This window comes from Streptomyces griseoloalbus (assembly GCA_014650015.1).
GTDB classification, from domain to species: Bacteria; Actinomycetota; Actinomycetes; order Streptomycetales; family Streptomycetaceae; genus Streptomyces; species Streptomyces griseoloalbus.
The window spans coordinates 163,832-184,576 of sequence record BMUD01000002.1; the positions used below are offsets into that span (position 1 = coordinate 163,832).

The 20,745-nt window shown below is 73.3% G+C and carries 17 protein-coding genes; 8 read left to right on the top strand and 9 right to left on the bottom strand.

What is annotated here, in order from left to right; genetic code table 11:
• Positions 1–24: 24 nt before the first annotated feature.
• From IE178_RS03670 to IE178_RS03695, 6 genes are all read right to left on the bottom strand, one after another.
• Positions 25–2,013: a helix-turn-helix domain-containing protein gene (locus IE178_RS03670; protein WP_193511268.1), complete on the bottom strand. Its 1,989-nt coding sequence runs from the start codon at positions 2,011–2,013 to the stop codon at positions 25–27.
• 88 nt (positions 2,014–2,101) lie between these two features.
• Positions 2,102–2,902, bottom strand: a complete 801-nt coding sequence (locus IE178_RS03675) for a 3-hydroxybutyrate dehydrogenase (RefSeq protein ID WP_193511269.1) — start codon at positions 2,900–2,902, stop codon at positions 2,102–2,104.
• Positions 2,903–2,956: 54 nt separating this feature from the next.
• Positions 2,957–3,436, bottom strand: coding sequence for an NUDIX hydrolase (locus IE178_RS03680; RefSeq protein WP_184762060.1), 480 nt, complete (start codon positions 3,434–3,436; stop codon positions 2,957–2,959).
• Positions 3,437–3,492: 56 nt separating this feature from the next.
• Complete coding sequence (gene lnt / locus IE178_RS03685) at positions 3,493–5,103, bottom strand: apolipoprotein N-acyltransferase (protein ID WP_193511270.1); 1,611 nt, start codon at positions 5,101–5,103, stop codon at positions 3,493–3,495.
• 279 nt (positions 5,104–5,382) lie between these two features.
• Positions 5,383–5,928, bottom strand: a complete 546-nt coding sequence (locus tag IE178_RS03690) for a hypothetical protein (RefSeq protein WP_184762062.1) — start codon at positions 5,926–5,928, stop codon at positions 5,383–5,385.
• 50 nt (positions 5,929–5,978) lie between these two features.
• Entirely contained in the window at positions 5,979–6,773 is a 795-nt protein-coding gene (locus tag IE178_RS03695; protein ID WP_193511271.1) for a glutamate racemase, read from the bottom strand.
• A gap of 16 nt (positions 6,774–6,789) precedes the next feature.
• Here IE178_RS03695 and IE178_RS03700 point away from each other — a divergent pair, with 16 nt between their 5' ends.
• Positions 6,790–8,007 carry a glycosyltransferase gene (locus tag IE178_RS03700; RefSeq protein ID WP_193511272.1) on the top strand — a complete coding sequence of 406 codons (1,218 nt, stop codon included), beginning with the start codon at positions 6,790–6,792 and terminating at the stop codon, positions 8,005–8,007.
• Between the two features lie 7 nt (positions 8,008–8,014).
• Here IE178_RS03700 and IE178_RS03705 read toward each other — a convergent pair whose 3' ends face one another.
• Positions 8,015–9,316 (bottom strand): TerD family protein, encoded by a 1,302-nt coding sequence (locus tag IE178_RS03705; RefSeq protein ID WP_193511273.1) that lies wholly within the window; start codon positions 9,314–9,316, stop codon positions 8,015–8,017.
• Positions 9,317–9,613: 297 nt separating this feature from the next.
• Here IE178_RS03705 and IE178_RS03710 point away from each other — a divergent pair, with 297 nt between their 5' ends.
• The 4 genes from IE178_RS03710 (at position 9,614) to IE178_RS03725 (ending at position 14,209) form a co-directional block, all read left to right on the top strand.
• Positions 9,614–10,042, top strand: a complete 429-nt coding sequence (locus IE178_RS03710; protein WP_184762066.1) for a DUF6643 family protein — start codon at positions 9,614–9,616, stop codon at positions 10,040–10,042.
• A 41-nt stretch (positions 10,043–10,083) separates the two neighbouring features.
• The gene (locus IE178_RS03715) at positions 10,084–10,908 is read left to right on the top strand and encodes an MOSC domain-containing protein (protein ID WP_193511274.1); all 825 of its coding nucleotides are present in this window, start codon (positions 10,084–10,086) and stop codon (positions 10,906–10,908) included.
• A gap of 120 nt (positions 10,909–11,028) precedes the next feature.
• Complete coding sequence (locus IE178_RS03720; RefSeq protein ID WP_193511464.1) at positions 11,029–11,634, top strand: Rv1733c family protein; 606 nt, start codon at positions 11,029–11,031, stop codon at positions 11,632–11,634.
• 124 nt (positions 11,635–11,758) lie between these two features.
• Positions 11,759–14,209 (top strand): right-handed parallel beta-helix repeat-containing protein, encoded by a 2,451-nt coding sequence (locus tag IE178_RS03725; RefSeq protein WP_184762068.1) that lies wholly within the window; start codon positions 11,759–11,761, stop codon positions 14,207–14,209.
• A 184-nt stretch (positions 14,210–14,393) separates the two neighbouring features.
• On the opposite strand, the gene IE178_RS03730 is transcribed toward IE178_RS03725, so the two are convergent.
• Positions 14,394–16,754 (bottom strand): hypothetical protein, encoded by a 2,361-nt coding sequence (locus tag IE178_RS03730; RefSeq protein ID WP_193511275.1) that lies wholly within the window; start codon positions 16,752–16,754, stop codon positions 14,394–14,396.
• 290 nt (positions 16,755–17,044) lie between these two features.
• On the opposite strand from IE178_RS03730, the gene IE178_RS03735 reads away from it, so the two are divergent.
• On the top strand, positions 17,045–17,884 hold the full coding sequence (locus IE178_RS03735; RefSeq protein WP_193511276.1) for a DeoR/GlpR family DNA-binding transcription regulator: 840 nt from the start codon (positions 17,045–17,047) through the stop codon (positions 17,882–17,884).
• Between the two features lie 152 nt (positions 17,885–18,036).
• Here the strand turns inward: IE178_RS03735 and cds1 are convergent, their stop codons facing one another.
• Entirely contained in the window at positions 18,037–19,191 is a 1,155-nt protein-coding gene (cds1, locus tag IE178_RS03740) for an L-cysteine desulfhydrase Cds1 (RefSeq protein ID WP_184762071.1), read from the bottom strand.
• Between the two features lie 333 nt (positions 19,192–19,524).
• Between cds1 and IE178_RS03745 the strand changes: the two genes are divergently transcribed.
• Positions 19,525–19,848 carry a hypothetical protein gene (locus IE178_RS03745; RefSeq protein ID WP_193511277.1) on the top strand — a complete coding sequence of 108 codons (324 nt, stop codon included), beginning with the start codon at positions 19,525–19,527 and terminating at the stop codon, positions 19,846–19,848.
• A gap of 183 nt (positions 19,849–20,031) precedes the next feature.
• Positions 20,032–20,577, top strand: coding sequence for an ATP-binding protein (locus IE178_RS03750; protein ID WP_184762073.1), 546 nt, complete (start codon positions 20,032–20,034; stop codon positions 20,575–20,577).
• Positions 20,578–20,745: the final 168 nt, after the last annotated feature.

The window sequence follows — 20,745 nt, forward strand, 5'->3', positions numbered from 1 at the left end:
CCGTACGCCCCGCGTGTACGGGGGTCAGGTCCGTGCGGGTGGCCGGGTGCCCGCCGACAACCGGTGCAGGCGCAGGGCGAGCTGGATCTCCAGGGCCCGGGCCGGGCTCTGCCAGTCGTCGCCGAGGAGGCGGCCGACGCGTTCCAGCCGCTGGGCGACCGTGTTGACGTGCACGTGCAGTGCGTCCTTGGTGCGGGCGGGGCTCATGCCGCAGGAGAAGTAGGCGTCGAGGGTGCGCAGCAGTTCGGTGCCGCGTCGTTCGTCGTATGCCACGACCTGGCCGATGGTGCGGTCGACGAAGCCCGCGATGTCCCGCTCGCCGGCCAGCAGCAGCCCCAGGAAACCGAAGTCCTCGGCCGCGGAGCCGTCACCGGAGCGGCCGAGCAGCCGCAGGGCGTCGAGGCAGCGCCGGGCCTCCGCGTAGGCCGCCGCCACGGTGTCCGGGCGGGCGGTGAGGTGTTCGACCGGGGCGGACGCGCCGACCGTGACCGGTTCGTGGACGGACGTACCCAGCTGGCGGGCGGTGCGGCGGGCCAGGTCGGTGGCGGTGGCCCCGGCGGTCAGGGGCAGCAGCAGGACCGTGCCGCCGTCGCGTGCGGCGGCAAGGCCCTGCCGGGTCGCCGCGAGGTGCGAGGCCGCGGCCCACAGGCGTCTGCGGGCATCGGCCTCCTGGTCCGCGTCGAAGGTGCCGCCCTCCAGGCGGGCGGCGAGCACGACATGGGTGGCGTCGAGATCGGCGTGCAGCCGGGCCGCGCGCTCGCGCAGCAGGCGCGGGTCCCGGTCGCGGGCGTCGAGCAGGTCGTCGAGCAGTTCGCCGCGGACACGCTGTTCGGCCTCGGCGGCGGAGCGGCGGGCGAGCAGCAGCAGTGAGGTGACCATGGCCGCGCGTTCCAGCGTGCGCTGGTCGACGGGGTCGAGTCCGGGGTGGCCGCGCAGGACGAGCGCGCCGAGGAGTTCGTCGCCGGCGGCCACGGCTGCGATCCAGTCGTCCCGGTGCCGCACCGCGTGGCCCTCGGCCCGCGAGGATTGGAGTGCCTGGGCGGGCGCCGCGGTGGCCTCGGTGAACTCCACCGTGCCGTCCAGGACCTGGGAGACGGCGGCGGCCACGTCGTGCACTCCGCCGCCGCGCAGGACCAGCTCGGCCAGCCGGTCGTGGACGTCCGAGGCGCGTTCGATGACCGCGCTGCGGTCTCGGATGATCTCGTTGGCGCGCTCGAGGCCGGCGAGGGCCGAGCGGGTCTCGGCGAGCAGGTTGGCGGTGTCGATGGCGGCCGCGGCGAGGGCTGCGAAGGAGCCGAGCAGGGCGATCTGCTCCCGTTCGAAGACCCGGGCCCGCCGGTCCGCGGCGAACAGGACGCCGATGACATGGTGCCCGAGCATCAGGGGCACCCCGAGGATGGCGACGAGTCCCTCGTCCCGCACGCCGGTGTCGATGGTGTGGGTGTGCTGGAAGCGGTCGTCGCGGAAGTAGTCGTCGGTGACGTAGGGGCGGGCGGTCTGGGCGACGAGACCGCCGAGCCCTTCTCCCATGCCGAGGCGCAGCTGCTGGAAGCGGGCGGCGACCGAACCCTCGGTGACCCGCATGTAGGTGTCGCCCCTGGCCGGGTCGTTCAGGCTGAGGTAGGCGACGTCGGTGCCGAGCAACGAGCGGGCGCGCTGCACGATCGCCTGGAGCACGGCGTCCAGGTCGCGCAGTCCGGCGAGGTCGTGGGCGGTCTCGAAGAGCGCGGACAGTTCCGCTTCGCGGCGGCGCCGCCCCTCCAGTTCCGAGCGCACGCGCAGGGCGAGCAGCTTGGCCTGTTCGAGCTCGGTGATGCGCTCGGTGGGCAGTCCTTCGGCACGGGCGAGCAGCACCGGCTGCTCGTAGGCCTCGGCGGACGCGCCGCGGGCCAGCAGCTCCAGGAACGGCGCCTGCGCGCTGCCGGAACCGGGGCGGGTGTCGGGGCGTGCCCGGCCCGGCGCTCCTGCGGCGGGGGCGGTTCGCTCGGCGGACTGCACGTGATCGCGGGACATGCTCACAGGATTCCTCATCCCGCGGCCGTCCCGTCAGGCCTGTGGAGAACTCTCCCCGGCCGACGTCCGGCCGCTGACGGCCGGTGCCTCAGTGCGCGGTCCAGCCGCCGTCCAGGACCAGCGAGGTGCCGGTGACGAAGGACGCCCGTGGCCCGCACAGGTAGGCCACCGCCTCGGCGACCTCTTCGGGTTCGATGAGCCGCTTGACGGCGCTGTCCTGCAGGAGCACCTCGGACAGGACGCGTTCCTCGGGGAGGGAGTGCGCGCGGGCCTGGTCGGCGATCTGCTTCTCCACCAGTGGGGTGCGCACATAGCCGGGGTTCACACAGTTGGAGGTGACCCCGTGGGGCGCGCCTTCGAGGGCGGTGGTCTTGGACAGTCCCTCCAGGCCGTGTTTGGCGGCCACATAGGCGGACTTGTAGGCCGAGGCGCGCAGACCATGGACCGAGGAGACATTGACGATGCGGCCCCATCCCTGGCCGTACATGTGGGGCAGGGCGCCCCGGATGAGCCGGAACGGTGCCTCCAGCATCACGGTGAGCACCGTGTGGAAGACGTCGGGCGGGAATTCCTCGATGGGGCGGACCAGCTGGATCCCGGCGTTGTTGACCAGCACGTCGGTGCCGGCGGCGGCGAGTTCGGCGGCGTCCAGGTCGGTGAGGTCGAGGACGTGCGGCTCGACGGTGCCGCCCAGGTCCCGGGCCGCCTCGGCGAGCGACTCCAGTCCGGTCGCGTCCCGGTCGACGGCTCTCACCTTGGCGCCGGCGGCCGCGAGCCGCAGCGCGCAGGCGCGGCCGATGCCGCCGGCGGCGCCGGTGACGAGGGCGGTACGGCCACCGAGGTCGAGCGAGGAGGCGTGGGGGGCCGGAAGGGCACGGGGCACGGTCATGGGTCGACCCTAGGCAGCACCCACGGGTCGCCCCATGTGGTCGAACCCCACAGTTCAGCCGCTTCCAGTGGGGTCGAACCATGTGGGTGCGTCCGACATGGCCTGCTTGATGCGCAGGTGCGCGAACTCGTTCAGCTCCGGCAGCGCGTCCACGGCGAACCAGCCGACGTCCAGCGACTCGTCGTCGTTGACCCGCGCCTCACCGCCGACGGCTCGGCAGCGGAAGGTGATGTCCATGTACTGGCAGATGTCGCCGTTGCCGTACGTCACGGGGTCCAGCGCCTGCACCAGTACGACCCGCTCGACGACGCAGCGCACCGCGGTCTCCTCCTCGACCTCCCGCACGGCGCAGGCCGCGGGCTGCTCCCCGGGGTCGGGGATGCCGCCGAGCACCGACCACTTGCGGGTGTCGGACCGGCGGTTCAGCAGCACTCGGCCCTCGTCGTCGAAGACGAGCGCGGTGACCCCGGGAAGCCACAGCAGCTGATGACCGGCGGAGGCGCGCAGTGTGCGGATGAAGTCAGGAGTAGCCATGCCCCGACCCTAACCGGCACCTTCCGGCGCTCGCCCGCTCTTCGGCGGGCGTACGTCTACAGGTCACCGGCGCGGCGCCCGCGCACCCCGCTGCCGACGGCCCGGCCCAGGCCGCCCACGGCGACGAGCACCAGGGCGATCTCCGGGAGGACGCCGAGGCGGGTGGCGGGGGTCTGCGAGGTGCGCAGCGGCACCTCCTGCACCAGCGAGTCGGCGACGAACATGCCGGTCCGCTGCGTGATCCTCCCGTCGGGCATGATGATCGCGCTGACCCCGCTGGTCACCGGAACGGTGACGGCGCGGCTGTGCTCCACGGCGCGGACCCGGGACATGGCGAGCTGCTGGTAGGTCATCTCGCTGCGGCCGAAGGTGGCGTTGTTGCTGGGCACCGAGATCAGCTGGGCGCCGGCGGTGACGGGGTCGCGCACCGCCCAGTCGAAGGCCGCCTCGTAGCAGGTGACCAGGCCGATCCCGGCGCCGTCCATGCGGAACACGCCGGGCTCTTCGCCACGGCTGAAGTCCCGGCGGACCATCGACGTCCACTCCTCGTTGATCGCCCCCACGAGCGAGCGCAGCGGGAGGTACTCGCCGAACGGCTGGGTCTGCCGTTTGTCGTAGGTGTCGACGGGGCCCTTCACCGGGTCCCAGAGGATCTGCTCGTTGAGCAGCTTGCCGTCCCTGGCGACCACGCCGCCGACCGAGACGGGCGCCCCGATGGCCTTGGCCGCCTTGTCGATGACGGCGCGCGCGTCGTCATTGGCGAAGGGGTCGATGTCGGAGGAGTTCTCCGGCCACAGCACGATGTCCGGCCGCTCGGTCTCACCGGCCGCGACCTCGGCGGCCAGGCGCTCCGTCTCGCGCGCGTGGTGGTCGAGGACGGCGCGCCGCTGCGAGTTGAAGTCGAGACCCAGGCGGGGCACGTTGCCCTGGATGACCGCGACGGTCACGGTGCCGGTCTCGGCCTTGTCGCCGACCAGCGTCCGGGCCGCGAAGGCAGCCACCAGCGGGACGACGACACTCAGCACGCCTACGGCGGCCACGGCCCGCCGCACGGTCCCGGTGCGGCGGGCCGTCAGGACCAGCCGCACGCTCTCGAAGAGCCCGAAGCCGCACAGCACGACGGCGAAGCCGAGCACCGGAGTGCCGCCGAGCGCGGCGAGCGGCAGGAAGACACCGTCCGCCTGCCCGAACGCGATCTTGCCCCAGGGGAAGCCGCTGAACGGCACGCGCGCGCGTGCCGCCTCGCCGGCGATCCACAGCGCCGCCGCCCACACCGGCCACCCGGGCAGCTTCGACACCGCGGTGACCCCTGCGCCGACCAGCGCGACGAAGACGGCCTCGATCGCCACGAGGGCGATCCACGGCCCGGGGCCGACCTCCACGCCGGTCCACACCAGCAACGGCAGCAGGAAGCCGAGACCGAAGAGGTAGCCGAGACCGAGTCCCGCCTTCCAGCTCCGGCCGCGCAGGACCCAGCCGAACACGGCGAAGGCGGGCAGGGCCAGCCACCACAGGGTGCGCGGCGGGAAGCTGACGTAGAGGAGCAGGCCCGCGAGCGCGGCTGCGACGGCCGGGAGGAGGCGCACGAGCCGAGTGCGCCGCGCCGTGGGCGCGGTCTGCGGCGGCATCGGGTCCGACTCGCCGACGGAGGTTGCGGTGACGGTCACTCCGGGAGTCTACGGCGCGTGACCTGGCGGCCGACAGCACGGTGGTGCGGGTGCGGAGGAGGGAGAACGGCCCCGCTGGGCCCTCGGGCGGGGACCGGCGTGCCGCGTCGTTTCGGCGGGACTTGTCACCACCCGCCCCCGGCCCCGCCACCAGCCGTTACGGGTGTGCCGGTGCCTTGGTCGTGCGGCCCTCGCGGCGTCGGCGGCCGGGCCCGTCACACGCCGGGGGACGTGCGCCGTCCGAGTGAAGGACCCGGGCGTACGCGGCTTCCGGGTGGGTCAGTGGCTCGCTCCCGACCTGTGGGGGCGCAGTCGCTCGCGGATGACGTTCACCGCCGCCTCCGCATCGTCCACGGTGACCGTGAAGGTGTGGCCGTCCCACAGGCGCAGGATGACGCCCTCACCACGGCGCACGACGACCGCCGTGCCCTTCTCGGGCCGCCAGCGGTACCCCCAGCCGCCCCAGTGACGCGGGGTGACATGCGGGGCGAACTCCGCGCCGGCGACGTGCGACAGCGGGATGCGGCGGCGCGGCACGCCGATGTGGCCGCAGCGCACCTCCAGGTGCTCCTCGTCGACCCGCAGCGCGACATGGACGAAGGCGAGGGTGCCGAACAGGACCAGCAGCCCGGCGGCGATGCACCCGACGACGGCCATGACCAGCGGCGCGATGCCGGTCGTCCACGCGGAGTCGACGGCCAGCGCGATGCCGAGCGCCATGCAGGCGGCACCGATCAGCGCCAGCAGCCACTGGAAGCGACCGGTCGCGCGACCGGTCCAGACCTCGGAGTACGGGGCCTGCTCGCCGTGACGGTGGTCCCTCATACGGTCGAGGTTACTCAGGAATCGCTCTGCGGGGGCCGCGCGCAGCGGCGTCACTGCGCCGTCCGGGCGGGAGTGGCCCCCTGGAGCAGCCTGCCTTCGGCGTAGGTGAGGGCGGGCACCGGGAGCGTGCCCTCCCGTCCGCTCAGCAGCACCGTCAGGGTGCCGCTCGCCGGCGCCCCGGGGGCGGGCTGCTCACCGAGGCGGCGCAGCGCCTGGGCGGCCACCGCTCCGGCGGAACCACGCAGGGCGAGTTTCGGGTGACCGGGGCGCTGCACGGCGGCCCGGATCCGCTCGGCGACCAGTTCGTAATGGGTGCAGCCCAGGACGACGGTCGTCACGTCGTCCGGGGTGAGCTCGGCGGCCGCCGCGACCGCGGCGTCGATCGCCGTCTCGTCCGCCCGCTCCACCGCCTCGGCGAGCCCCCAGCACGGCACCTCGGTCACGGTCACGCCGTCGGCGAAGTTGTCGATCAGATTCCGCTGGTAAGGGCTGCCGGTGGTGGCCGGGGTGGCCCAGATCGCCAGCGGTCCGCCGCCGGCCGCGGCCGGCTTGATCGCCGGGACGGTGCCGATGACCGGCAGCTCGGGTTCGAGGCGGGCCCGCAGGGCGGTGAGGGCGTGCACCGTGGCGGTGTTGCAGCCGACGATCAGCGCGTCGGGCCGGTGTACGGCCGCCGCCTCCGCGACGGCGAGGGCACGCTCGGTGAGGTCCTCCGGGGTCCTGGGTCCCCAGGGCATCCCGTCGGGGTCGAGGGAGAGCACGAGATCGGCGTCGGGGCGGAGACGCCGTACCGCGGCGGTGGCCGCCAGCAGACCGATTCCGGAGTCCATGAGCGCGATCTTCACCCGGCCACGATAGACGATGAGCCGCTTCGGGCCGGTCCCGTGGGGCAGACTGCGGCACGTGAGCGCCATCGTGTGGAGTGCCGCCGGATCACTCGCCGCCTGGTTATGGCTGCTGCTCTGCCAGGGCTGGTTCTGGCGTACGGACGTGCGGCTTCCACCGCTGCGGGATCCGCGGGTCTGGCCGTCGGTCTGCGTCGTCGTCCCCGCGCGTGACGAGGCTGCCGTCCTGTCGTCGAGCCTGCCGTCGCTGCTCGCCCAGGACTATCCGGGGCGGGCCGAGGTCTTCCTCGTCGACGACGGCAGTACGGACGGCACGGGGGAGCTCGCCCGTGAGCTCGCGCGCCGGCACGGCGGACTGCCGCTCACCGTGGGCTCACCGGGAGAACCGCCCGCCGGCTGGACGGGCAAGCTGTGGGCGGTGCGGCATGGCATCGGACTGGCACGCGCGCGTGATCCCGAGTACCTGCTGCTGACGGACGCCGACATCGCGCACGCCCCGGACAGCCTGCGCCGGCTGGTGGCGGCGGCCGGTGCCGGGGGGTTCGACGTCGTGTCGCAGATGGCCCGGCTGCGGGTGGAGAGCCGCTGGGAACGACTGGTCGTCCCGGCGTTCGTCTATTTCTTCGCGCAGCTGTACCCGTTCCGCAGGGTCGGCAGGGAGGGGAGCCGGACGGCCGCCGCGGCGGGCGGCTGTGTGCTGCTGCGCGCCGAGACCGCCGAGCGGGCGCGGATCCCGGACGCCATCCGGCACGCCGTCATCGACGACGTGGCCCTCGCCCGCGCGGTCAAGCGCGGCGGCGGACGCGTCTGGCTGGGTCTCGCGGACCGGGTGGACAGCGTGCGTCCGTATCCGCGGCTGGGCGATCTGTGGCACATGGTCTCGCGCAGCGCGTACGCGCAGCTGCGGCACAGCCCGGTGCTGCTCGCCGGTACGGTCGCCGGGCTGGCGCTGGTGTATCTGGTGCCGCCCGTCGCGGCGGTCGTGGGCGCGGCGACGGGGAGCGCCGTGCCCGCGGTCCTCGGTGCGGCGGCATGGCTGGTGATGGCGGGCACGTACGTTCCGATGCTCCGCTACTACCGGCAGCCGCCGGGGCTCGCTGCCCTGCTGCCGTTCACCGCGTTCCTGTATCTCCTCATGACGGTGGACTCGGCCGTGCAGCACTACCGGGGGCGCGGTGCGGCCTGGAAGGGCCGCACCTACGCGCGTCCTGACGTCGTGCCGGACGAGGGCTGACCACTCCTCACTTCCGGCCCGGGGTCCAGTTCATGCCCCATCCGTAGGCGTGGTCGACGGTGCGCTGCGGGCTCACTCCCCGCTCCGGGACCAGGTAGCGGGCCTCTCGCTGGACGACGAGCTCGCCGCCTCCGGTGTTGGTGATCAGGGCGAGCGCGCACACCGTCGAGGGGACGTCGCACTCGTCGAGCGAGAAGTCGATCGGTGCGCCGTACTGCGGCTGGAGGGTGACCGTGGCGTGCAGGTCGGCGAAGGAGCGGGCGCCCTCGTAGATGGTGACGAAGACGAGGATGCGCCGGAAGTGCTGCTTGTGGTCGAGGTTGACGGTGAGGTTCTCGCCGGCCGCCATGGCACCGGTGCGGTCGTCGCCGTCCAGGTGGACGAACGGGGGCTGGTGCAGTGCTCCGAAGGCGTTGCCGAGGGCCTGGACGACGCCCTTCCTGCCGTCGGTCAGTTCGTACAGGGCGCACAGGTCCAGGTCGAGGTCGGAGTGCATGGCGACCGGGCGGCCCAGTTTCCCGGCCCATCCCGAGAACTGCTTGCGCACCTGCCAGTTGAGGTTCACGTGCAGGGTGCCCGACGTGCCGCCCTGCTTGGTCAGCGAGACCGAGGGGGCCGCCTTGGTGAGCGTCACCTTCGTCAGCCGGACCGGTGCGGGGGATGCGGACGGCGGGGGCGGGGCGACCGGCGGGGCCGCCGGGGGCCGGGGCGCCGTGACCGGGGGCGCGACGGGCGGCACCGTGGCGGTCGGTGCCGCGGGGGTGGCCGGGGCCGCCGGGGCGGCGTGTCGCGGTTCGTCCACGGTGATGCCGTAGTCGGTGGCGAGGCCCTCGAGGCCGCTGCTGTAGCCCTGGCCGACGGCGCGGAACTTCCAGGCGCCCTGTCGCCGGTAGAACTCGCCGAGCACGAACGCCGTCTCGCTGGTCGCGTCGGCGCTGTCGAAACGGGCCGCCACGGTGCCGTTGCCGGCGTCCTTGACCTCGATGGACAGATCCGGGACCTGTCCGAACACGCCACCGTCGCAGGAGGCGGCCAGGATCACGGTCTCGACACCGGGCTCCACGCGGGTGAGATCGACGAGCAGGGTGTCGGTGACCCTGCCTCCGGTGTCCCGTTTGCCCTCGTACCGGACGGCGCCGGAGGAGTGGGCGGGCTGGTTGTAGAAAACGAAGTCGCTGTCGGAGCGGACCTTCCCGCCGGCCAGCAGGAGCGCCGAGGCGTCCGCGTCGGGCACGCCGGGGCCGGAGCGCCAGCCCACCTCCACCCGCAGTGCCGTGGTCGGCACCGGTGTGTTCGATCCCTTCGGCATTGACATGTCCGCCCCCATCACGGGTCGTCGCGCCCAGGCCAGGCCCCGGCATCCGTCGGTGTTTCGTCCGCACAACCTATTCTCCCGGGCCCGCCACGCCCACGGGGAGTGCGCGGGAACGGTGGCCAACCGCCGGTAACCGGCCCGGAACTCGGCCTTTACACGAAATATGCTCGACAGAGTGCCCCGGTTGCACCCAGTTCGCTCACATTGGGGATCCCGGGTCACGGGGGGCACGGAAAACAACCCTCTTATCGGTCTCCCCAACCAACACATCGTGGGCTTAACTTATGTGCCATGACCTCCCCCCGCTCCAGCTATGGCGGCGGCTACTACTCCGCCTCCTTCCCGGACACCCCGATCTACGACTCGCTCGTGGCCGAGCGGGGCACCCCGCAGATCGCCCCGATCCGGGTCCCCGCCGCTTACGAGGCTCCGGCCAGTCATCTGCCCGCGCTTCCCTCGGCATTGCCCGCCCTCCCGGCGGCCCCGGCCCAGCACGCCTACGGCTATCCGCAGGCGCCGCAGCCCGCCCCGCTCCAGCACGCGCCCGCGGGGTACATCCCGCAGCAGGCCACCGCGCCGCGCGGCTACCCCGGCCCCCAGCCGCAGCCGCCGCGTCCGGCCCCGCCCGCCGGCTACGAGGCCATGCGCCCCGCGGCTCCCCGGCCGGGTCCCGCTCCCTACCAGGACCCGTACAACAACCAGCAGTACCGCGGATACTGAGCCGACCCGGGGCTGTCGGTGCCGGGTGGCACGATGGCCCCATGGGGAACGCTCGTCTGCACTCGATCCACATTTATCCGGTCAAGGCATTCCGGAGCCTGCCGCTCCGGGAGGTCGTCGTGGAGCCCTGGGGTCCGGCCGGAGACCGGCGCTGGATGCTGATCGACGACGGGGGAAAGGTCGTCACACAGCGCCGACATCCGCGCCTGGCGCTGGCCGCCGCCGAGCTGCTGCCCGGCGGCGGCGTCCGCCTGTCCGCACCCGGTGCGGCGCCGGTGACGGCACGCGTTCCGGCGCCCGGCAGAACGATCCCGGTGGAGCTCTTCGGCGACAAGGTCGAGGTGGTGCCGGCCGAGGAGGACGCCGTGCACGCCTGGTGCGGCGCCCACCTCGGCATCGATGTGCGCCTCGTACACCTGGACGATCCGGCCACGCGGCGGCCGGTCGATCCCGCGTTCGCGCTGCCGGGCGAGACGGTCTCCCTCGCCGACGGCTATCCCCTGCTGCTGACCACGACCGCTTCCCTCGACCATCTCAACTCCCTGATCGAAGAGGGAAAGAACCCGGCCGAGGGCCCGCTGCCGATGAACCGCTTCCGGCCGAACGTGGTCGTCGAGGGCACCGAACCCTGGGAGGAGGACCTGTGGACCCGCGTCACCATCGGTGAGGTGCCCTTCCGTGTCGCCAAGCGATGCGGCCGCTGTGTGGTGACCACCACGGACCAGGACACCGCCCGGCGCGGGAAGGAACCCCTGCACACGCTGGCCGTCCATCAGCGGCCCGGCGGCAGACTCGTCTTCGGGCAGAACCTGGTGCCCCTCTCCCCCGGCACGATCCGTGTCGGCGATCCCGTCGAGGTCGTGTGACGGCACCCGTGGAGGTCGTGTGAGGGCACCCCTCGTGGGCGCGGGAACCGGTCCCCTGCTTCACGCGTTTGCCTTTCATGAGAGGTTCATGAGAGACCTCGAGGGGAGGGGGTGCGCGGGGTGCGGGCGATCAGCGGACTCTGGCGTTGGCGGCACAATCCGCTGTGCCGCAGGACCGACCTGGCCGAGGCCTGGGTGGCGCTCGCGGCGCTGCTGCTCGTCCTCGTCGCCACCCCGGTGATCGGCCGTCTCGTCGGGGGCGCCACCCAGGACGTCCTGCAGCGGTCCGTCCGCGCACAGCACCAGGCCCGGCACCTGGTGGCGGCCACGGTGGTACGGAAGCTCGATCCGTCCCCGCTGGACGCCGACCCGGAGATCACCTCCGGCGTGGAGGTGCGCAACCGCGTCCTCGCCCGCTGGATCGCGCCGGACGGCACCGAGCGGAGCGGGCCGGTGCCGACGCGCCTGAAGGACCCGCAGCCGGGGGACGGCTTCAGGACGTGGACCGACGGACACGGCCGGTTGGTGGCCCGCCCCCTGGACACCGCCACCGCCACCACGCACGCCGTGCTCGCGGGCGTCGGCGCGGCCCTGGTGACCGCGGGCCTGATCGAGGGCGGCAGACGGCTGATCGTCTGGCGCATGCTCAGCCACCGGTACGCCCGTTGGGACCAGGCATGGGACAAGGCGGGCCCGGACTGGGGCAGGACAGGCGCCGGCAGCTGACCTGGTTCCGGCTCTGGTCAACCGGGTGCCCGCGCGCACGCTACGGTGGTCCGGCCGAACTGATCGGCGGCGACACGCGCACGAACGAGCCACAGGTACGACGAGGTGGGGGCACAGCTACGCCATGGCACAGGGCACGGTCCAGGTGACGCACACCGGTACATCGAGGTGGCGGCGCCGCACGGGTGAGTACGCATCGCTCGCCGCCGCCCTGGAGGCCGCGGCCGAAGGGGACGTCCTCACCATCGCTCCCGGCACCTACCGGGAGAACCTCGTCGTTCAGCGGGCGGTGACCCTGCGCGGACCCGAGGGCTCACCCGGCTCGGTACGCATCGCGCCCCCGGACGGCGTTCCGCTGACCGTGCGCGCCTCGGCGGTGGTGCAGGACCTGCACGTCGAGGGCCAGGACACCACCGCCCCGGCCGTGCTGGTCGAGGAGGGCACCCCGGAGCTGCGCGACGTCCGGGTGGTCACCCGGTCCGCGGCCGGCATCGAGGTGCGCGGCAGTGCCCGGCCCACGGTGCGCCGTTGCACGGTCGACAATCCGGCGGGTGTGGGCATCGCCGTACTGGACGGCGGGGGCGGGGTGTTCGAGGAGTGCGAGGTGGTCGCCGCGGGGCAGGCCGGCGTCGCGGTGCGCGGTGGCGCCCACCCCCGGCTGGAGCGCTGCCGGGTGCACCACGCCTCGGGCTCGGGACTGACCGCGACCGGGGAGAACTCGGCGCTGGAGGCGGTGGGGTGCGAGGTCTACGAGGTGCGGGGCAGCGGTGTACAGGTGACCGACCGCGCCACGGCACACCTCACGGACTGCGATGTGCACCGGACGACCGGAGACGGGGTCACGCTCGACACGGACGCGGTGCTGACGCTGGCCGACTGCCGGATCCACGACATCCCGGAGAACGCGGTCGACCTGCGGTCCCGCTCGGTTCTCACCCTGACCCGCACCAGCGTGCGGCAGTTCGGCCGCAACGGTCTGTCGGTGTGGGATCCGGGCACGCGCGTGGACGCCAACCAGTGCGAGATCTTCGACAGCACCGGTGACTACCCGGCGGTGTGGGTGAGCGACGGCGCCACCGCAGTCCTTGACTCCTGCCGGGTGCACGACGTGCCGGACGCCCTGTTCGTCCTCGACCGCGGCTCGCGCGCGGACGTCGTCGACAGCGATCTGTCGCAGGTGCGCAACACGGCCGTGTCGGTGAGCGACGGCGCCACCGCGCAGCTCGACGACTGCCGCATCCGGGAGGCGGCGACGGGCGCCTGGTTCCGGGACCACGGCAGCGGCGGCACCCTCAACAACTGCACCCTGGACGGCATACAGACCGGCGTGATCGTCACCAAGGGCGCCGACCCGACCGTCGAGCGCTGCACGATCGACTCCCCCGCCGAGGCCGGCGTCTATGTCTCGGCCGGTGGCCGCGGCACCTTCGACAACTGCCGGGTCACGGGCAGCGGCGGCTACGGCTTCCACGTGATAGACGGCAGCCGTACGACGCTGAGGAAGTGCCGTACGGAGCGCTGCGCGCGCGGCGGTTACGAATTCGCCGAGGGCGGCGCGGACGCGGCGTCCGGCTCGGGCGGCCCGGTCGTCGAGGACTGCACGAGCGACGAGAGCGGCAGTCTGAGGCCGCCCGCGGCACCGGAGCCGACCGTGCAGACGACGGGCCACTCCGCCGGCCTGCTGGGTACGGTCCCGGGGCCGCGCACCGAGCAGGTGCCGCCCGCCCCGGCCGCCGTCCCGGTCACCGGACCGGAGCGGGAGACCCGCTCCTCCAAGGCCGTCCTCGGGGAACTCGACGCGCTGGTGGGCCTGGAGAGCGTCAAGCGCGAGGTCCGCGCCCTCACCGACATGATCGAGGTGGGCCGGCGCCGGCAGCAGGCGGGACTGAAGGCGGCGTCGGTCAAGCGGCATCTGGTGTTCACGGGCTCCCCCGGCACCGGCAAGACCACCGTCGCCCGCCTCTACGGCGAGATCCTCGCCTCGCTCGGGGTCCTGGAGCAGGGCCATCTGGTCGAGGTGTCCCGGGTCGACCTGGTCGGCGAGCACATCGGCTCCACGGCGATCCGCACCCAGGAGGCGTTCGAGAAGGCACGCGGCGGTGTGCTGTTCATCGACGAGGCGTACGCGCTCTCCCCGGAGGACGCCGGGCGTGACTTCGGCAAGGAGGCCATCGACACACTGGTGAAGCTGATGGAGGATCAGCGGGACGCGGTGGTCGTGATCGTCGCCGGGTACACGGCCGAGATGGAGCGCTTCCTGTCGGTCAACCCGGGTGTGGCGTCCCGCTTCTCGCGGACGATCACCTTCGGCGACTACGGCCCCGAGGAGCTGCTGCGGATCGTGCAGCAGCAGGCCGAGGAACACGAGTACCGGCTGGCACCGGGCGCCGGTGAGGCCCTGCTGACGTACTTCACCGACATCCCCAAGGGGCCCGCGTTCGGCAACGGGCGCACCGCGCGCCAGACCTTCGAGGCGATGGTCGAGCGGCACGCCAGCCGCGTCGCCCAGCTCGACGAGCCGACCACCGACGACCTGACGCTCCTGTACTCCGAGGACCTGCCCACACTGCCGTAGGCAGTACGGCTGGGGCCCGTCCGATCATTGCCGTTGTTGCCCGAAGGGCGGCTCCGCGGCGCCGGGTGCGTGCTCTCGGCGTGCCGGCCCCTGGCCCTCGTCCCGGATGTACTCGGGTCAGGGGACGGTGCGGCGAGAGTGCGTGCATGGCGTCGCGGGGCAGTCGGGAATGGCCGGGCCGGCCCTACGCCGAGACCACCCCGGGGTCCGCGCCGGGCTCGCCCGTGTGCCGCGGTGCCGGTACGTCCGGGCGCAGGCGGGCGAGCAGCCGGCGGCGCTCCTCGGCGAAGGCCGGGTCGGCCTGGTAGTCGGAGTGGCCGAGGATCGGCGCGGGCAGCGGATGGGCCTCGGTACGGCCGTAGGCGAGGGGGTCCTTGAGGGCTGGGCGGTCCACGTCGGGGCCGCGGTCGCCGGGCAGCCTCATGGGTCCGCCGATGGGGTCGGTGAGCCGGTGGAGGTTGCGCCAGCAGTCGACCTCTTCGTGCAGGGAGCTGAGCGCGTCCGGCCCGAAGTGGGCGGGGAACCAGCGGCCGTAGAGCCGCTCCAGCGGGGAGCCGTAGGTCAGCAGGGCGACGCGTCTGCGGGTGGACGGCGCGAGCTGCCAGGCCGCGGCGGCGGCGAGGACGCTGCCCTGGGAGTGGCCGGAGATCACCAGCCGCCCGCCGGTGGCCCGGGTCCAGGTGGCGATCCGCCAGGTCAGGTCGGGCACCGCGCGCTCGGCGTAGCACGGCGGGGCGAAGGGGTGCGCGGCGCGCGGCCAGAAGGTGCCGACATCCCACAGGATGCCGATGGTGCGCCGCGCGGAGGGGTCCTTGTAGGCGCGGCGGCCCCAGGTGACGAGGAGGATGAAGCCGAGTCCGATCAGCCAGGAGCCCAACGCCTGCGCGGTCTCGGCCGCGCCGTGGACGACGGCGTACGACCCGTGGGCCGCCTCGCCGGGTGTCTTGTCGGTGGCCAGGGCACCGGCGAGGGCGCCGGCACCCAGCAGCAGGGTCGCGGTGGAGGTGACGGCCAGGATGCGCGGTCCCCGGTCGGTGAGCGCGGCCATGGCGCGTACGGAGGCGATACGGCGGGTGCGGCCGGGGTCGCCCGTCTCGCCGGCGTACTCGCGTTCCACGGCGGCGCTCTGCGCGCGGGCGATCCGCCAGGCGCGCCGGGCGAGCCAGCCGCACAGCACCAGCACCACGACGAGCAGCGGGGGGATCACGGACGCCTGCCAGGTGAGCAGCACCGGCGGCCCGGGCATCGAGGTCCCGGTGCCGTCCAGCCAGTCGGACACCCGCTGGGAGACACCGCCGGACATCACGCCGCCCAGCGCACAGGCGAGCATGGCGACCGCCGGCCCCGCCAGGCCCCGGATCGCGGCACGCCGGTCGGGGTCGCTGCGGTGCAGGGAGTGGGCGACCACGGCGAGGACGATCACCAGCAGGCCCTGCGCGAGCGCGAGGGCGCCGAAGGTGGCGTCGCCCGGCAGCCGGCCCGCCGACTCCCATCCGGTGCGCTCCCACCCGGCGTACAGCAGGCTGAGCGCGAGCAGAGCGGCGGCCGTGAGCGGCAGGTACCGCACCAGGCGCCGGTCGAGTCCGTCGTCCAGGCGGCGTTCGGCGCGGCCCCGGCGGCACACCACCCACACCACGACGCACGCCCCGACGGCCAGCGCCGCCTCCAGGAGCACACCGAGGACGGCGAGGGCGGCCGGGCCGCCCGGCTCGCGGTCCTGGCGGGCGGCGGCGGAGCCGACGGCGGTCGCGACCGTCAGCAGCCCGGCGGCGGTATGGGCGGCACGCAGCCGGGCGACCAGGCGGCGGCCGTACCAGAAGCCGGGGCGGCCCAGTGCGGTGCGGCCGCCCTCCTCCTCGGGCTCGGCGTCGTGGGTCATCGGCTGCTGGGACTCGTACGCGCTCCAGGTGCGCAGCGACAGGAACCACAGCAGGCCGGTGAGGGCGGTGGGCACCACGGCGGCCAGCGCGAGCCTGCGGCCCGGCAGGCTCCACCAGCCGCCGTCGGAGAGTTCGGGCGAGAGGAAACCGAGCCAGGAGTGCCGTTCGGCGCACGCGTGGGTGCCCGCGCACTGCCATGCGGCCAGGTCGAGGGCGACCTCGCAGGCGGCCGCGACGAGCAGCACCGTCAGGCTCAGTCCGGCGAGCCGTACCAGCAGCCCGTACAGCCGGACCGCGCGTCTGCGGCCACGGGCGGTGGGGCGCATCCAGTGGGCGAGGTTGACGACCATGAAGGGCAGGAGCAACAGCCACAGGGCGCGGGTGCCGTTCCCGGAGGTGAGGTTGCACCAGACGTAGGCCTCGGGGACGGGTCCGTCGCGGCGTTCGGCGCTGTGCCGCTCCGCGTCGGCGTCGTCGGCGCGGCGGAACATGGCGGCGGTGTCGTCACCGGTGATCCGGACCGTGCGCGGGTCGTCGAGCATCTCCTCGGGGGTGGTGCCGCCCACCCCGTGCACCAGGAGTTCCAGGGCGGTCCCGGACTCCCCGGGCCGGGTGGCGAAACCCTCCGCCGCCTCGGCCGGCCTGCGTCGCTGCGCGCTCTCCACTGATTCGCACTTCCCCCGTGACACTCCGTCGGCTCCGTCCGTGCGGGCACAGGATCTCCCGTGGCGGAGCGGCCCACACGCCTCGTCACGTAATCTCCCCGATCCGTGGGGCAAGCAAGCAACATACGGGAGGCCAATGACATGCGCGCGACGAGCCGCCGGTGGCGCCGCCCGGGTCCCGGCATGGGAGGATGGGACGTCCGCGCACCGGTGACGGACGGGAATCCGCTCGTCGCACTGGGCGCGCGGGGCGTGTCGGACGGCTTTGCGGCGAAAGGACCGGAGCGTACGTGAGCGAGAATCAGAACCTCCTCGCGGAGCAGCGGCGCACCCTGATCCTCGACGAGGTCCGGCGCCGGGGCGGAGTCCGGGTCAACGAGCTGACGCGCAAGCTCGGCGTGTCCGACATGACGGTCCGCCGCGACCTCGACGCGCTGGCCCGGCAGGGCGTGCTGGAGAAGGTGCACGGCGGCGCGGTCCCCGTGGTCGAGGCGAGCACGCACGAACCCGGTTTCGAGGCCAAGTCGGGCCTGGAGCTCACCGCCAAGGAGGACATCGCGCGGGCGGCGGCCGAACTGGTCTCCCCGGGCGCGGCGATCGCGCTCTCGGGCGGCACGACGACGTTCGCGCTGGCACATCGACTGCTCGACGTCCCCGACCTCACGGTGGTCACCAACTCGGTGCGGGTGGCCGATGTCTTCCACGCGGCGCAGCGCACCTCGGGGTCCCGGCAGGGCGCGGCCACGGTCGTGCTGACGGGCGGAGTGCGCACGCCGTCCGACTCGCTGGTGGGCCCGGTGGCCGACCAGGCGATCGCGGCGCTCCACTTCGACCTGCTGTTCCTCGGTGTGCACGGGATATCGGTGGAGGCGGGGCTGTCGACGCCGAACCTCGCGGAGGCCGAGACCAACCGCCGGCTGGTGCAGTCGGCCCGCCGGGTGATCGTGGTCGCCGACCACACCAAGTGGGGCACGGTGGGGCTGAGTTCGTTCGCCTCCCTGGAGCAGGTCGACACCCTCGTCACGGATGCCGGGCTGCCCGGGACGGCCCGCACGGAGGTGTCCGAGCATCTGCGGCGGCTGGTGGTGGCGGGCGGGCCCGAGGACGACGCGCAGGCCGCGGACCTCTGACGGTACGCCGGCCGGGGTCACCGCGGCTCGCGCCGGCCGGGACGGGTACGCGGGTGCGGCGGGCGTGCGCGGCCGACGGCACGGCACCGTTCCGGCTCACGCTCGAGGCCGCCCGGCCGGGACCGGCAAGGGCGCTGTGCGACGCGGTGACCTCACTGGGCCGACGGCTCGCCAGGCAGCTCACGGCCGGGCCAGACGCCGGTGCTCAGCAGGGACTCGATCGCCGCCGTGTAGGGCGCGATGTCCAGGTTCTGCTCGGCCAGCCAGGCGTCCGAGTAGTACTTGTCCAGGTACCGGTCCCCCGGATCGCACAGCAGGGTCACCACGCTGCCCCGGCGGCCCTCTGCCACCATCTCCGCCACGATCTTCAGCGCGCTCCACAGCCCGGTTCCGGTGGAGCCGCCCGCCTTGCGGCCGATGACCCGCTCCAGGGCCCGCACCGCCGCCACGCTGGCCGCGTCGGGCACCTTCATCATCCGGTCGATCGCGCCGGGCACGAAACTCGGCTCCATACGGGGCCGTCCGATGCCCTCGATACGGGAACCGCGGTCACAGGCGACGTCCGGATCCTGGGTGGTCCAGCCCTGGAAGAAGCACGAGTTCTCGGGGTCGGCGACGCAGACGCGGGTGTCGTACTGCATGTAGTGGACATAGCGCGCGAGGGTCGCCGAGGTGCCACCGGTACCGGCCGTGGCGACGATCCACGCCGGTTCCGGAAACCGCTCCAACTCCAGTTGACGGAAGATCGATTCGGCGATGTTGTTGTTGCCCCGCCAGTCCGTGGCCCGTTCGGCGTAGGTGAACTGGTCCATGTAGTGGCCGCCGGTCTCCACCGCGAGGCGGGCGGACTCCTCGTACATCTTCCGCGGGTCGTCCACGAAGTGGCACTGGCCGCCGTGGAACTCGATCAGGCGGCACTTCTCGGCGCTCGTCGTGCGCGGCATGACCGCGATGAAGGGAACGCCGATCAGCTTCGCGAAGTACGCCTCGGACACGGCCGTGGAGCCGCTGGACGCCTCGATCACCGGGCGGCCGGGGCGGATCCAGCCATTGCACAGCCCGTAGAGGAAGAGCGAACGGGCCAGCCGGTGCTTGAGGCTGCCGGTCGGGTGGGTCGACTCGTCCTTCAGGTAGAGGTCGATGCCCCACCGCTCGGGCAGCGGGAAGAGCAGCAGATGGGTGTCGGCCGAGCGGTTGGCGTCGGCCTGCACCCTGCGCACGGCCTCTTTCAGCCAGGCCCGGTAGGCGGGGTCGCTGTGGTCGACGTCGAGGGTGGTGCCGGTCAGGGTCTGTCGGGGAGTGCTCACGGCGGGGCTCCTTACACTGAGCGCCGACGGCGTCTCGCGCGGCCGACACCCCGATCATAAGCATCTTCTCCACCACGTCTCACCTGCATAAACACTCCTTTGGGGACCCCAAAGGCACCCCTGGGGAACCGAGGCGCGGGGGCGCGGGGCGCATGGGCGCGAGTGCTCCCCGCGCCCCCGGGAACGAGGCGTGCGTACTGGTGCTCGGCGGCCGGTGCGGGCAGACTGCACCGGCGGGAGCACGCTTCCGTACGGGGGGCACACTGGATCTGGACAGGAGCCGGCCCGCGGAGCGCGGTCCGGCACACCGACGCGCACAAGGGGGCGGGTGGCATGGCGGAGCCGGAGTTCACGGCCACGGGCGTGCGGATCGGCAAGTGGCTGCGTTCGCTCACCCGGGCCGGTCAGGTCCGGATCAGCGACGGCCGGCTGGAGTTGCTCACGAGCTACGGCAGTGAGATCGACAGCGCGCCGGTGCAGGCGGTACGCGCGTCGCAGCCCTGGTTCGCGCCCGAGGACCGGGCGTTGGCGGACCTCAACGGCAAGCGGTACCTGCTGACCCTCGGCGACCACGACCCCGCTCCGGGTGAGCCCGGTCCGCCCGCGGCCCGCCGGTTCATCGAAGCCGTCCGCCGGGCGTCGGGGCGTGGCGCCTGAGATGTCCGCGAGTTGCGCCACCCCACCCCCTGCGTCACGCTGTTCTCACGTCACTCTGGGTTTACCGGCGATAACGCTGCGAACCAGCCCGCCGGCCACGACAGCAGGCGGCAGCGTCACGCAGGCGCCCTGCTGGATCCGTACTCCGTGTTCTTCCGGACCTCACGTCGGGGAGTCGCAGCCGTGATCAGTCACCCAAGCAGGCACTGCGCGGTGGAGCTCCAAGCCCTGCCGTCGCGGATCGGCCAGGTCCGCAGAATCGTATCTGCGCAGTTGCGCTACTGGCACATGGATTCCCTGATAGACCGGGCCTCGCTCGGTGTGACGGAGCTGTTGTCCAACGTCCACCGGCACGCCCGGCCCGACAAGACGTGCACCGTCGAGATGGAACTGCAGCTCGACCGGCTCAAGGTCTCGGTGCGCGACCACGACCCACGACTGCCGGTCGTGGCGGACGCCGGTCCGCTCGCCACCTGTGGACGCGGGCTGGCGATGGTGGCCGCGATGAGCGAGAGCTGGGGCGTGGTGCCGGACGGCGAGTCCGGCAAGGTCGTGTGGTTCACCCTGCCGACGCCGTCCGCGACCGCCCCGGCGGCCTGGGACCGGCGCCCGCTGCTCACGGCCGGCGAACGCACCGATCACCGGTTCGCGGAGGTCGCGCTCGTCGAGCACGCCACCGAGGGCCACCGGCCCGAACCCGCTCCCGCCCGGTCCGCCGTTGCCGGCTGACCGGGCGGTGACGCTCCCCTTTCCTGGCGAGTGGAGCCCACGGCGCGCCCAAGCCGGCGTCGGGAAACCGAAGGTGCTCGGCCCGCCGGTCTCTGCCGCCATCCGACGGCGACAACCCGCCCGCAATACATCGAACGCGCCGCACCACCGGCCGGACACGGACTCGCC

What these genes read in the sequence shown, in the direction of transcription:
- IE178_RS03670 (WP_193511268.1), bottom strand. Translation starts at nt 2,013, where the DNA reads ATGTCCCGCGATCACGTGCAGTCCGCCGAGCGAACCGCCCCCGCCGCA.
- IE178_RS03675 (WP_193511269.1), bottom strand. Translation starts at nt 2,902, where the DNA reads ATGACCGTGCCCCGTGCCCTTCCGGCCCCCCACGCCTCCTCGCTCGAC.
- IE178_RS03680 (WP_184762060.1), bottom strand. Translation starts at nt 3,436, where the DNA reads ATGGCTACTCCTGACTTCATCCGCACACTGCGCGCCTCCGCCGGTCAT.
- IE178_RS03690 (WP_184762062.1), bottom strand. Translation starts at nt 5,928, where the DNA reads ATGAGGGACCACCGTCACGGCGAGCAGGCCCCGTACTCCGAGGTCTGG.
- IE178_RS03700 (WP_193511272.1), top strand. Translation starts at nt 6,790, where the DNA reads ATGAGCCGCTTCGGGCCGGTCCCGTGGGGCAGACTGCGGCACGTGAGC.
- IE178_RS03705 (WP_193511273.1), bottom strand. Translation starts at nt 9,316, where the DNA reads ATGCCGAAGGGATCGAACACACCGGTGCCGACCACGGCACTGCGGGTG.
- IE178_RS03710 (WP_184762066.1), top strand. Translation starts at nt 9,614, where the DNA reads ATGACCTCCCCCCGCTCCAGCTATGGCGGCGGCTACTACTCCGCCTCC.
- IE178_RS03715 (WP_193511274.1), top strand. Translation starts at nt 10,084, where the DNA reads ATGGGGAACGCTCGTCTGCACTCGATCCACATTTATCCGGTCAAGGCA.
- IE178_RS03725 (WP_184762068.1), top strand. Translation starts at nt 11,759, where the DNA reads ATGGCACAGGGCACGGTCCAGGTGACGCACACCGGTACATCGAGGTGG.
- IE178_RS03745 (WP_193511277.1), top strand. Translation starts at nt 19,525, where the DNA reads ATGGCGGAGCCGGAGTTCACGGCCACGGGCGTGCGGATCGGCAAGTGG.